Below are 13,754 nucleotides of genomic sequence, written 5' to 3' on the forward strand. Positions count from 1 at the left end.
GAAATATCAATACAGGGAATTAAAGTATGTTTTGCCCCGACATCTCTTCCGGAACGGGGACTCCAAAGGCCGACAGAATTGTGGGGGCCAAGTCAGTCAGATTGGGATCTGTTTTCTGGATCGCCCGGTTGCACAGTAAGACCCCCGGTACAATTTGTGAATTCACGCAATGATCTCCGCTCCAGGCATCGGTATTGTCCAACAGATGCTGCCGCGGAAACGCCCCCAAGACTGTGTCCCATGATGCGCGGTAGTAATTGCTATAAGCCACGATAAGATCCGGCGCGTCCTGAAGATAGGGTCCGCTGTAAATCTCCTCGGCTCGAAAGACATTCGCAATGACCTGCTCGCCGTTCTCGGGATCGCGCACCTCTTTCAAACGGGCAATCAATTCGCTCTTCAGTTCCTCCGCCTCACTCCCTTGCGCCACCGTTCCTTGGGTCTCGCGGCCGGCAAGGTTGAGATAAAGTCCGTTGATTCCCAATCCATACGCGCGTGTGTTGGGCCAATCGACATCTTTGAGATAACTGTCGACTCCACGTTTAGCGGGGTTCTTTGCGCCGACGTAGCCATTATCCATCAGCCAGGAATTCAGATTGAACTGCCGGCGGAATGATGTAAATCCGTGATCCGACATGACCATCAACAGGGTGTTTTCGTCCGCCTTCTCCATGGCTTGGCCAATGGCACGGTCGAGTTTGCCATAAAGTTCCGGTATGAAATCGCCATGCTGGTCGGCGAGCTCTTGCGAATAGGCGGGATGCTCGCGATCGCGGGTCCGCCAAAAGACGTGCGAGTTCAAATCGAGCGACGAAAAGTAAAAGAACAGAAACCCATCCTCGAAACGTTCTAGTTCGTGCTCAAAAAACCGCATCCGTTCCTCGATCACGAATGTCGATTGCTGGCGGTATTCATCAGGAGTCAAAATCCCAGCCGACAGCGCGCTGGTATCTTCGATCATGCCTTGCGTATAGAAGTATCCCATCTCCCGCACAAGTCGCTGAGCATAATCGGGTGGAGTCGAAATCGGCATGGAGGAATCAGAGGGATCAATATTCACCGGCGAGACATACAAACCGAATCCGTCCTGGGCTTTCTTCAGCAAAACACGGCAGATTCCCGAGACTTCCACCACGTGCGGCAGCATCGGAAATTTGACCACGATCCAATCACTCCATTCGCCTTCTCGGAGCAGCACCTCCGCATCGGGAAAAACGATCTTCGCCAACGGCCGCTGAGGATCCAAATAGACTTGAAACGGAACTTCCGAACTGGTCTCCTCGGCCAGGAACGAATTCACCGGTCCCTTCAGAGAGCATTCCACAACATGATCTCGCACGGCCACCTTTTGGATGTTTCCGCCCGGCACGTCACGCGTCCGTTGCCGCGAATGATCCGTGAAATAGCTAAACGTGCCATACCCGCCTTGCAGATCGGGGGTTCCCATTCCCGAGAGTGTGGTGGCATCTGAATCAGTGGCTGGAAAATTAGCGGGCACACGAAAAATGGTGCAAGGGACACCCGAATCCTGCAAGTCGTTCCAAAACGTCTTTCCTTGGCGACGGTTTTCAATCCGCCCCGGAGAAAGCGGGACCTGCCAACCTCCCAAGGAGAGCATGCCCGAAGCGGGCTCTGGTTGAGCCGTGGAGTGAAACGGCTGCATCGTCTTCGGATCACGGGCAATGAAATCAAAAATCCCATGTCCGCCGGGATTCGTCCCCGAAATGAAATTGGACCAAGCCACCGGACTTTGCGGGGGATCGCAGGTTTGTAAGTTCCCAAAAGAACCCGCTTCCATCAAACGTTGACAATTCGGCATCCGCCCCTCAGCGACGAATTGCTCCAACAACTTCGGATCCATGCCATCCACGCCGAGCACAATCATCCGCTCGACGGGTGCATCGGTCCCTGCCCCACCTGTGGAGTCACCAGGGCGTGTGGATTTACCGCAACCAGCAACCAACGCCGCCGAAGCCGCGGCTTGCAAAAAACGGCGACGGGAAACAGCGGCAGCGGTTTGTTCGGATGGTGTTGTCATGCGGTCACCTCCACGGAAGAGACGTTAGATTCTGCAGTCTCGACTGTCGGCAACTGTGGCTTGCCGTTCCTTGTCAACGCTTTCCCATCCATGTACGGCGGTACCGGGACTCCGAATAAATTCAGAATCGTCGGTGCCAAGTCTGTGATCGCGGGTTTCTCGTCGCTGAATTGTTGGTTGGAGAGAAACACGCCGGGGACCAGCTGCGGATCGACACAATGATCGCCGCTCCAATAACGTGTGTTGTCGTAAAACATCGGTCCCTCGCTGCCCCCAACGGCCGTCTCCCACGAGACACGATATCCTTTTTCAAAGCCCACAATCAGATCCGGACCGTTGTCGACATACGAACCCGAATAGACCTGTCGACTGTCATAGACTTCGCGAATCGCGCGGCATTGTTTTTCGTCATCCATCATGTGTCGCAAGGCATCGGCAATTTCCGTACGCAACTCCGCCGCCTGTTCGGCTGGGACACATCCCTTCGACTCCCGCCCTACTCGATTCAGATAGATCCCATTGAGCCCTAGAGAATAAGCACGGGTTCGCGACCAGTCGACGCCGGCAAAGTAATCACCGGGCGTCGCCGATTCGTCCATCACGAGATAGCCCTTTTCGCGCAGCCAATAATTGAGATTCATCGCGCGACTGAAATCACAGAAACCATGGTCGGAGAGGACCATCAAGACCGTGTCTTCATCGATCGAATCGCGCACGCGCCCGACCAGACCGTCCATCCGCTCGTACATGTCATCAAGCACGTGCGCGTGACGGTCGGAATCTTTACCTTCGTTCGCTGGATGGTCTTTGCGATTGTGGCGATAAAACATGTGCTGAATTCGATCGGACCCGTCAAACACACACATGCACAATCCGCGCCGCGTCCGTTTGAGTGCGTCGAAGAACATCGTCTCGCGTTCGGCATGGATGTCGTAGGCCTGGTCCAGAAACGCCTGTTCGTCGATGGCGCCGGAATTCAAAGCCCACATATCTTCGGCCAAGCCGAGTGTGGCAAACGAAGAGTGCAATTTGCCGAGATACAGCGAATAGTACAGCGGTGCGGAGATCGGCATCGCCGGCCGTTCCGGATCGAGGTTGATCGGCGTGACATACAACCGAAAATCCGGTGAGGCTGATTCCAAGCGAAACCGGCAAATCCCGTGCACTCTCTTCAGCCACCCGCACCGAAACGTCAGGTGGACCCATTCAGAATATTCCCCGGGTCGCAGATGAATGGTCTGGCCCGATATCGTGGCATCGACACCATCGTCTTTGGGACGCCGTTGGATGATCAAGGGAAGCGTCAATTCCGCAGGTTGACGTCCCGCCTCATTCGGAGGTCCACTGAGACTCGTTTCGATCCGGTTGTTCGCCTCAGTCACATGAATCCAGACGCCGCCGGTCGAGTCTTTGCACTCCGTCTCGTTCGACGAATACATGGTGAACGTGCCTTGCGTGCCCCGTAAATCGGGAGTGCACATCGCCGAGAGCGTCAGGCCGAAAAACTTCTCGGGCGGAAAGGTAATCGGCACGCGAAGGATCGTGCTGAAAATCCCGTATTTGCCTAGCACTCGCCAAAAGGGTTGATTCTTACGCAGCAAGCGAATTCCCGATCCCCCCAGACCAATCTTAGACAGCAGACTCGTCTTGCCTGCCGAGGTCACTTTCGCTGAGGATAATTCGGGCAGATAGCTGCGTAGGTCACGGTTTAGAAAGTCAAAGATATTATGCTTGCCCGGATTGACGCCGGTCATGAACGAAGACCAAGCCACGGGAGAAATGGGCGGCAATGTCGTTCCCAGCTCGGAGAACGTTCCCTCATCTTTGAGGGCTTTGAAATTGGGGAGCCGGCCTTCGTCGATCAACCGCCGCACACGCTCAGGGTCCAACCCGTCCAGACCGACCACGACGACCCGCGAGACACCACCGGACACGCCGCTGCGGATCCGGCGCACCCATTGCGTTACAAATCGGATCGGCCAAGTCGCCAGCGAGATCAACAACAGACCAATCGCGGCGAACAGAACCAAGAATGAACTCAGAAATGTGAAGCCGGCACCGGGACCGATATACGCCAAATTCGGCGCAAGCACAGGCGCTGCTGTGGCAATCATTTCGTAGAACGTGGGAATCATCGGCTCGCACCATCACTCTTCAAGAGACTCGACATGATCTGCGAAGCCTCGATAATCATCAACAATTCCTGATCATTGCCACGCTCCGAATCGCCGACAAGTCGTTGGGTCCTGCGCAGCAAGTCCATATCTTGTATACCTTTACTGCCACGCAAACACAAGGACGCCTCCCCTTCAATGGCAAAGCGAGACCGCTAACTAGAATACGCCCTCAGAGAGATATTCGTTGGGCTTGTTTAGTTGACCGTCACACTGAATTCCAAGGGATAGCCTGCCCAGCACCCTACTGGAAAAGGTCTTCCTGCCCCTTTTACCACCGCATTGACTCACCGAGATTTTGTGGCGACTGGCCGATTCTCCATTTCCCGGATTGGCTATCGACTCCCTTTTCTCAAGGCTGCTTCGATCTGGCGGATTTGTTGCGTGGGACGTGGATCGTCCGGACGGATTTTCTGAGCCTCGCGCAGCTGGTGAATACCGTCTGCGTATTGTTGGTTTTGGACCAGCATCAGTCCCAGGTTGAATCGCGTTTCGAATGATTTCGGGTTGAGCGTAATCGCCCGCAGGCCAATTTGGATGCCTTTGGCAGGCTGTCCCGTTTGCGCGAGGACCATCATCAGATTCTCATGCGCAGCGACATTACGGGGATCAACTTCGATTGCCTTCTCCAGGTAACCAACTGCCTCCTTGGGTCGCTGTAACCTCGCCAGCAGATGTCCCAAATAAACGTTCGCAGCGACCGAATCGGGCGCGAGTCGCAGTGCTTCACGAAACTCGGAAATCGCCTCCTCATATTTCCCCAGTCGCCCCAACACATTGGCTAACTCCAAATGCCCCGCGGGGTCATCGGGGTTGGCTTTGATGAATTCACGAAAATTCGCCTCTACCTCTTCGAATTTGCCCTGGGTTGCCAGAACACCGCCCAGTTTAAAATAGGCGCTGACAAAGTCAGGCCGCCGCGCCAGCACGGATCGATAGACCGTCACGGCCTCCTCGTGGCGCCCCGCATCAGCCAGAAGATCGCCGAGCCTTAAGTCGGCCTCCGGATAATCCTCCGTGGCATCTGCAATCTCTTGAAGCAGAACCATGGCCTCTTCCTGATGCCCCTCGGCGACGATGTGTTTGGCTTCTTCGAATTTTGAAACAAAGGGCACCATGTCTTTGACATCGATGAGCGATTGGTCGGTCGTCACAACGGCATCCTCCTCAGAGGATGTCCCGCCAGCCACATACCCCAATGATCTTAAATTCGCCACATCTTGTTCCGACAGATCCACTTCGCCAGCTTGAGTCCGCTGGAACGATTCAAGCATGTTGGTCAAAAGGGCTTGCAATCGATTGGCTTCTTCGCCGACGGTATCGAACAGATTATTGAGTTCTTCGGGATCTTCTTCCAGATTGTAGAGTTCGGGCCGCGTGGATTGGATGTACTTCCATTGCTCAGAAATCACCGTTCGTGGCGGGCACCAACGATTCATGTAATACGGCATTTCCGACTCGGCATAACAATCTTGTGACTCGATCGACTCGCCCTTCAAGGCCGGAAGCAAGCTCCGGCCGCTCATACGTTCTGGTGCCGGGATCTCTAAAACGTCGAGCAGTGTCGGCATGATATCAACAAGCGACACAACTTCCCTGACACGCGTCCCCGGTTTTACAAACTGCGGGCCGGCAAACGCAAAGGGGACATGCACGGTCGTGTTATAAACCAGCATGCCATGCTCGTATTCACCATGATCATCCAGCCCTTCCCCGTGATCGCCGGCAACAACAACCAAGGTATTTGATTCCAGGCCGTTCTCTTTAAGAAACTCATTCACACGGTCGAATTGCTGGACTTCCCAAGCCACTCCGGCATCGTACGGTTTATTCGCAAATCGATCCTGATAAACTTCCGTAAAGGGATCGTACGGACCGTGCGCGTCATACAGGTGAATCCAGCAAAAGAACGGCTCAGCGGTGCGTAGTCCCAACCACTCCAGAGCCAAGTCCACGACTTCTTCTCCATCGCGCCGCGCGACGCCATAGCTCCGCGTTCGAGACAACATCTTGGCCGGGGCGTCGTCGTAATTATCGAATCCACGATTCAGACCGAACTGTGCTCCCAAGACCGGGGCAGCGGCGATAAAGGCGCCGGTCTGATAGCCATGTTCTTGAAGGATTTCCGGCAGCAGTGGAATCTCACTCGCCAATGCGCCCGCCCCGTTCACGCGCAAGCCATGTTCAGGTGGATAGAGGCCCGTCAACATCGTCGTGTGCGACGGCAAGGTAATCGGCGCCGGCGCGTAGGCCTGCTCAAACAACACGCCCCGCTTGGCAAAGTCATCGAAGGCGGTTGTCAGTCCCTGCTCATAACCGTAGGCCCCCAGGTGGTCCGCCCGCGTCGTGTCGAATGTGACAAGAATGATATTCGGACGAGGAGATTTCCAATACCACCGCAGTCCTCCCGCCCCCACCAAAACGAGGAGTGCGCAAGCGACAATCCACATTCGACGAGAGAAAAACGATTTGCCCCTCATAACGTAAACCTCAGTCTATATCAGCAAAAGTTCCTCGTGGGGCACGCGACGGCGCAGAAGCTTGGCCACCAAGCAGGTCGCAACATCAAAGCGACCGTAGGGAGATTTAACCAATCATCGGAAAGCTAAAGTATAAGTGATCCAGGGGGGGAAATCCTAGTCCCGAACCAACGGAACCATTTCCCCGATCCACACAATGGAACCTACGCAGGTTCTTGTTGATTTCGCAAACTTTTTGCTGTGTCTGCTCCACAACTTTGCAAATTCCACGGCAGCGACATCGCTCCCATCCATGTAGTCAACGCAAGCGAGACACTCTGCTCTCAGTACGCGACAGATCTGCTCCAACCCTGCAATGCCCCTGAGCCCCAACCAGCACAATCGGCAGCGATGACTTTTTCCGTGGCTTTGACAAAACCGGACCACTCACTGCTGACCAGTCTGCGCGCCCCCTACGGTTGCTCGCTTAAAATGGAAACTGCTGATCCGTTTCAGAGTCGGCCAATTCAACCAGAAAGCCAGAGAGTCGCTCGACGACACCCTCCACAAGCCGCCGCCCCTTGTCGGCGGTCGCGGGGTGCGGGTTTCCTGACCCGGTGTTGGTTGTCAATAAATCCCAGCGGCGAGTGATGCTAACCCATCCACGATTGACCGCATCAAAGCGTGTGGGATTGACCGCACCGTCATCCGCCTCAATTGCTCCAGTATCAGGATCGGTGGCGACCAAATCAGCGAAGTAGGCCAAACCGATCGCCGTTTCCATCTCCCCAGCGTGGTCACCCGCTTCGGTGAAGATATCTTTTTGCAGATCAGCTGAGATCCCACGAAACCAATCGCACAAAAACAAATGCGCGGGCGTCTGACCATGCAATTCCCGCAATAGCGGCTTGAATTCATTGCCGCCATGACTGTTGAGGATCACGATCTTGTGCACGCCGTGATTGACAAGCGACTGGACCAAATCGGTGATAACCAGCCCCAAAGTCGAGGGATTGAGATTCATCGACAAGTGAAACGCGGATTGGTTGGTTTCGGTCCCGTAGGGAATCGCCGGCAGCATCACAACACGCACTCCGCGCTGAAAAGCCGCCTCACAAGCCAAACCGCCAATGACTTCCGACTCCAGCGTGTCGGTCCCGTAAGGCAGATGCAAATTGTGCGGCTCCGTTGCCCCCATCGGTAAGACAGCAACGTCGTAGTGATGATCTTTGACAAAGCCGTAATTGACTTCCGAAAGAATCCACGGTCGCATATTCGGCCTCGTGCGTTTGTTGGTTACCAAAAGCAAAACGGTACTTCACAAGGCATCGTTGCCCTTGCGATACGCCGCTCGTGGTGTCTTACCAAATCGCACAGTCGGCTGACAATCCACCATGCAAAACCGGGCTGCTAGGCCATTGCTGTTTGCTCAAGCATTGCCAATTCACCCAAAGCATAACGCGGTGTAATGTGCTGCGGACAATTCCAATCGAAGGCCTCGATCGTGTAGACGACCACGCGTTCGATCCGAGCACGATAGGTCGGGTCTTCGACCTGTTGCAACAATTCCGGGTGCTCCTCAGCATCGAGCACGTTGGCTCGCGCCATGATTTTCAGACGGCGGCGATTGGCGTAGTCCATAAAAAACAGCGAGACACGATCATCGTGAGCCAGATTGCCGGTGGAAATATACTGCCGATTGCCGCGAAAATCGGCGAAGGCCAGGGTGCGGTCATCGAGGACTTTGAGAAACCCTCGCGGTCCGCCGCGAAATTGCATGTACGGCCAACCATCGTCGCCGACCGTTGCCATATAAAACCCATCGCGCTGGTGAATGAATACCGCTTCGCGCTCGCTCAATCGATCATCAACAACGTCCATCTCCTCCATCCGTGCCGCTTGAGAACGGGCTCCATAGCGAGACTGCGCTTGCTTGACCGATTCGGTAAATGTCAGTTCGGTATATTTACGGGGCATGGGAGATGGCTTTCTAGGTCGAGATAGAAAACAAGGCCGGCCGCACGATGGAGACCGCACGACCGGCGAGCTTGATGTTGCTGCTGCCTAGACTGCACAGGCCGTTTCCCCGAGCAAGGCGACTTCGGGAAAATCAATGTCGATCTGCCCAGCTTTGCCCAGGAAGTTGGTCCAGGTGTTCAATGCCACATGGGCAATGATCTCCACGATCTCGTCGTCGCCATAACCGGCGTCACGAACCGCTTGCAATTCCGCCGCTGTCACTTCGCCGCGACCATCCAAGACCTGCCGCGCGAATTGCACAGCAGCATCCGCTTTGGAGTCGGCCGATCCGCCTTGCCGGGCTGCCAGGATTTCGTCTTCACTCAACCCGGCTTTGCCGCCCAACATGGAATGCGCCGAGACGCAGTATTGGCACGTGTTGGCCTCCGCCATGGCTAAGGCAATCCGCTCGCGGGTCTTGAGACTTAAGTTTCCGCGCCCCAGTTGCGTATGAAAATCCAAAAAGCCAGCCAACGTCGCTGGGGAATTCGCCAGTGCCCGCATAAAGTTAGGCACGCCGCCTAATTGTTTTTGCACGCCTTGCAATAGCTCTGCGGAATCGTGATTGTCTTGTTGTGGGTCGACGAGTTGAAAACGGGCCATGATCTTTTTCCTTTGCGAATGATTCGCGGAGAGTGAAATGGGACATTGAGATTCGTCAGACAACTAGGCCGGACGAATCCGCCGCCCCGAATTGAGAAACCGTCGTATGAAATCGGACGCTCTTAAACGCCCAATGCTTGTTCGTAACGCTTTTGCGGCTGAACACCGACAATCCGTTCGACCACTTCGCCGCCCTTGAAGACGAGCACGGTCGGGATGGAGTTGATGCCATGCTGACTGGCGGTCTGCGGGTTTTCGTCGACATGCAGTTTTCCCACGACCGCTTGACCAACGTGGTCCGCCGCCAAGTTTTCGATGACCGGAGTCAGCATCCGGCAGGGAGCGCACCAATCGGCCCAAAAATCGACAAGGACAGGAACGTCACTCGCCAAGACTTCGGCAGCGAAATTGTCGTCGGTAAATTGGTGCAGGGCCTGCGTTGTTTGTGAGTTTGACATTTCGTTTACTCCTCAAATTCAGTTCTGGGGTTTGTTTCCGATTGAGACAACATGCAATGCACGTCGCGTGCCAAACGGAACAACAAAGCCATAACTCACTTCTCAGTAGAACTTTGCGACACACCACGCCAACCACCATGCACAATGACATTTCATGGAACATGATATTCCATTGCATCTCCCTGATATTTCATGCACAATAGTCCTATGCAAGATCCCAGTTGCCCCGATCATGATCTGGATTCGCTCAAATGCCTGTTACTCGACTTGGCGCGGCAGCGGAGCGTGGAGGATCTGCTACCACTGATCGTCACACGACTGTGCGATTTGAATGGAGCAGCTCTAGCGCGGATCTGGACGATTAACCCGGGCGACATTTGCGACACCTGCCCGATGCGGCAGGAATGTCCGGACCAGACGCGTTGCTTGCACCTGGTGGCCAGCGCCGGTCGCTCACTCGATGGCACGGAGGATTGGTCGGGACTCAACGGTAAGCATCGGCGGTTTCCGCTGGGAGTTCGCAAAGTGGGGCGGATCGCCGTGACAGGTGAGCAATTAGAAATGACAATTCTCAAGCCCGATGGCGAATGGATCGCTGATCCCCAGTGGGCGGTGCGGGAACACATTCGCGGGATCATTGGCCACCCACTGAGTTTCCAACAGGAAATTCTTGGAGTGCTGTTTGTCTTTTTAAGGCAACCCCCTTCGGAAGAAGCTGTCACGTGGCTGCGGATGATCGCCGACCACGCCGGCGCAGCCATTGCCAACGCGCGGGCGTTTGAGCAGATCGAACATTTGCGATCGCAACTCGAATTGGAAAACGAATACCTACGAGATGAGGTCAAAGCAGCCACCGGCAGCCCCGGCGGCGTCATCGGTCAAAGCCCTGGTTTGCGTAAGATCCTCGAACAGGTCGCACTGGTTGCAGCAACCGAAGCCACGGTGCTGATTACGGGAGAATCGGGCGTTGGCAAGGAATTGATCGCCCGCGCGATTCACGAACAAAGTCCCCGCAGTCGCGGACCGATGATTAAAGTCAATTGCGCTTCGATCCCCCGCGACCTTTTTGAAAGCGAATTCTTCGGCCACATTGAGGGGGCCTTCACCGGAGCGGTGCGCGATCGTATGGGGCGTTTTGAATTGGCCGATGGGGGGACTTTGTTTCTCGATGAAGTCGGCGAGATCCCGCTCGAAATGCAAAGTAAACTGCTTCGCGTCTTGCAGGAAGGGACCTACGAACGGATCGGCGAAGAACAGACGCGGCACGCAGACGTCCGCATTATCGCCGCCACGAACCGTGACCTGCAGCAAGAAGTGGAAGCGAAACGATTTCGGCAAGACCTGTATTATCGCCTCAGCGTGTTTCCCATCGACATGATTCCTCTGCGCCAGCGAAAGGAAGACATCCCCGAATTAGCAGCCACGTTTCTGGAGACACAAAGCCGCAAGCTGGGTCTGTCTGTGCCGCCACTGAAAAAGAAACATATTCGCGATTTACAGACCTATGATTGGCCCGGCAACGTGCGGGAATTGCAAAACGTGATCGAGCGCGCGGTGATTCGTGCACGGACTGGACCGTTGCAATTCGATCTACCAACTACGGCAGCGACGGTATCGCCGGTCGATGTCGAGAGCGCGAATGAATCGCGTGAACCGCTAACGGACCGGGAGATGAAACAGCTAGAGCGCAGTAATTTGCAGGCCGTATTGAAATTGACCGGAGGCAAGATCTACGGCACAGGCGGGGCGGCGGAGTATTTGGGCGTGCACCCGGCAACATTGTCGTCGCGGTTAAAAGCTTTGGATATCAAACGGCCTTCGCGTTGATTATGACGGCACTGCTAAGACAAGCTCTCATGAATTCAGCAGCACACCCATTTTTTTCTCTGTGACCTCGGTGCTCTCTGTGGCTAAATTCTTTTCGTCAATACGTGTGCGATGTGTTAGTTCGTGGGGATGATTGTTCGTACTACATCGAAAGGTGCGTCGCGACGCACCCTACGTTTATTTGCCGAGTAGATGTTTTTTGAGGAACATCACGACAACTTGTTGGTACAGGTCGACGTTTTCTTTTTTGCGGTAGCCGTGTCCTTCGTTGAGGGCGTTCATGTACCAGACCTTAGTCCCCTGCTCTCGCAGGCGTTTGACGATTTGTTCGGCTTCGGTGACCGGCACACGGGGATCGTTTTGGCCTTGGATGACGAGTAGCGGTGTTGTCATTTTATCGACGTGGTTCGTCGGCGAGATGCTCTCCAAAAAGGCCCGCATGTCGGGATCGCGTTCGTCGCCATATTCCACGCGGCGCAGGTCGCGGCGATAGTCCTTGGTGTTTTTCAAAAACGTCACAAAGTTGCTAATGCCCACGATGTCGATGGCCGCTTTCAATCGCTCGCTGTAATGCACCACGCTGGCGAGCACCATGTATCCGCCATAACTGCCGCCGAACACAGCCACCCGCTCTTTATCCAGATCGGGCCGCGTGCCGATCCAATCGAGCAAGGCGCCAATATCCTTGACCGAGTCCTCGCGGAGTTTGCCGTTATCCAACCGCAGATACTCTTTGCCATACCCATCCGAGCCACGCACGTTGGGAGCAATGACGGCGATCCCCAGTTTGTCCGCCCAGAGTTGAAATGTCCCGGAAAACCGCGGCCGAAACTGCGATTCCGGTCCGCCGTGAATCACGATCACGACAGGAAAAGGCCCCTCGCCGCGAGGACGATAATAAAACGCCGGGATTTCGCGTTGCCGGCCGTCGACTTTGTCGAAGGTGGGATAACTAATCAATTTTGGTTCGATGAACTGCGTAGTATCCAAACCACCCACTTCACTGAACGTCCACCGCTCCAGTTCACCATGCTCAAGCGGTTTCTCGTCAAGCGACAGAACGTACACATCACTGGGTGACGTGGGCGAACTGATGGTCATCGCCAATTGCGAATTGTCGGGACTGAAGGCAATCGAATTGAAGATGCCTTGCGGGATTGACTCGACGGGCGCGTAGGTCTTGTCGGCCGGATTGAATAGGTACAACCGGCTGATCCCGCCGGCGTTGATGGTAAAAGCACCGCGCGTGCGGTCTTGGCTGAGGGCGAATTGTTCGACGTCCCAAGGGATATCGCCGGTAATGATCTCGACCGAAAGATCCTCAAGATTCAGGTAAGCCAATTGTGCGAAGTCGGAGGCGCGATCGGTGATGAAAAAGACCCCCTGCCCGTCGGCGTCAAAACTGTTGGCAAACTCGACGAGATTCCGCGACGGGTGTTCGGCCGATCCGACCAGTAATCGTTGCTTGCCTGTTTCACGATCCAACAGATGGACGCGCGAGTCGGTTACGCTGACGTACTGTTGAATCAACAATTGCCGGCCGTCTTGGGTGAAGTCGGCGGGGATCCAAGCGGTGTTGTCAGGAGCTTCCCAAAGCAACTCGCTTTTTTCGTCGGCTAAGTTGGTCAGCCACACATCGTTGGTGCGGCCGTTGCGGCGTGTGCTTTGATAGGCGACGGCCGTTCCGTCGGGTGTCCAGAGGACATACCGATGCCGCGACTTGCCGTCGCTGAGCATCCGGTAATCGCCCGAGTCAGGATTGAGCAAGAAAATCTGCGAGGTTTCGTTGCCGCCTGCGTCCATCGTAAAATTGAGTAACTCACCGTCCGGTTGACGACTGACGCCGCCGATTGGCTCTTGGAAAAAAGTAATCTGCGTCCGGGCGCCGGCCGGTTGGTCGACCCGATGGATTTGCGACACTTCGCCGAAACGGGTCGTGATGAACAGGCTTTTACCGTCGCGGGACCAGGCGCGCAAATAGGCGGAACGGATGTTCTGATATCGGTTCAAATCCGCCACGATTTCAGGCGGAACCGGCGGAATATCCTCCAGCACGACATTGCCGTTATTGACGGTCGTTTTGGATTCTTGGCCGCTTGCCACCTTGTAGGGACCGACAATCCCCACAAGGACCATCAACAACAAACCGATTCTTTTGACTTGCATGGGCACGTGT

General features: G+C 55.1%; 9 protein-coding genes. 1 reads left to right on the forward strand and 8 read right to left on the reverse strand.

What is annotated here, in order from left to right; genetic code table 11:
- Nucleotides 1-19: 19 nt before the first annotated feature.
- The 7 genes from Mal52_RS19195 to trxA form a co-directional block, all read right to left on the reverse strand.
- A complete protein-coding gene (locus Mal52_RS19195; RefSeq protein WP_145378048.1) occupies nt 20-2,038 on the reverse strand; it encodes an alkaline phosphatase family protein in 2,019 nt (672 codons plus the stop codon).
- Nucleotides 2,035-4,173 carry an alkaline phosphatase family protein gene (locus Mal52_RS19200; RefSeq protein WP_145378050.1) on the reverse strand — a complete coding sequence of 713 codons (2,139 nt, stop codon included), beginning with the start codon at nt 4,171-4,173 and terminating at the stop codon, nt 2,035-2,037. Before Mal52_RS19200 ends, Mal52_RS19195 begins: the two co-directional genes overlap by 4 nt.
- 374 nt (nt 4,174-4,547) lie before the next feature.
- Nucleotides 4,548-6,692, reverse strand: a complete 2,145-nt coding sequence (locus Mal52_RS19205) for a sulfatase-like hydrolase/transferase (RefSeq protein WP_145378052.1) — start codon at nt 6,690-6,692, stop codon at nt 4,548-4,550.
- 466 nt (nt 6,693-7,158) lie between these two features.
- The gene (locus tag Mal52_RS19210; RefSeq protein WP_145378054.1) at nt 7,159-7,944 is read right to left on the reverse strand and encodes a creatininase family protein; all 786 of its coding nucleotides are present in this window, start codon (nt 7,942-7,944) and stop codon (nt 7,159-7,161) included.
- A 137-nt stretch (nt 7,945-8,081) separates the two neighbouring features.
- A complete protein-coding gene (locus Mal52_RS19215; RefSeq protein ID WP_145378056.1) occupies nt 8,082-8,648 on the reverse strand; it encodes a pyridoxamine 5'-phosphate oxidase family protein in 567 nt (188 codons plus the stop codon).
- An 87-nt stretch (nt 8,649-8,735) separates the two neighbouring features.
- Nucleotides 8,736-9,293, reverse strand: coding sequence for a carboxymuconolactone decarboxylase family protein (locus tag Mal52_RS19220; protein WP_145378058.1), 558 nt, complete (start codon nt 9,291-9,293; stop codon nt 8,736-8,738).
- Nucleotides 9,294-9,415: 122 nt separating this feature from the next.
- Nucleotides 9,416-9,751 carry a thioredoxin gene (trxA, locus tag Mal52_RS19225; RefSeq protein WP_145378060.1) on the reverse strand — a complete coding sequence of 112 codons (336 nt, stop codon included), beginning with the start codon at nt 9,749-9,751 and terminating at the stop codon, nt 9,416-9,418.
- Nucleotides 9,752-9,943: 192 nt separating this feature from the next.
- Here trxA and Mal52_RS19230 point away from each other — a divergent pair, with 192 nt between their 5' ends.
- Nucleotides 9,944-11,578 carry a sigma-54-dependent Fis family transcriptional regulator gene (locus Mal52_RS19230; protein WP_231962395.1) on the forward strand — a complete coding sequence of 545 codons (1,635 nt, stop codon included), beginning with the start codon at nt 9,944-9,946 and terminating at the stop codon, nt 11,576-11,578.
- A 177-nt stretch (nt 11,579-11,755) separates the two neighbouring features.
- On the opposite strand, the gene Mal52_RS19235 is transcribed toward Mal52_RS19230, so the two are convergent.
- Nucleotides 11,756-13,744: a S9 family peptidase gene (locus Mal52_RS19235; RefSeq protein WP_197534328.1), complete on the reverse strand. Its 1,989-nt coding sequence runs from the start codon at nt 13,742-13,744 to the stop codon at nt 11,756-11,758.
- Nucleotides 13,745-13,754 lie beyond the last annotated feature (10 nt).

This window comes from Symmachiella dynata, assembly GCF_007747995.1.
GTDB classification, from domain to species: domain Bacteria; phylum Planctomycetota; class Planctomycetia; order Planctomycetales; family Planctomycetaceae; genus Symmachiella; species Symmachiella dynata.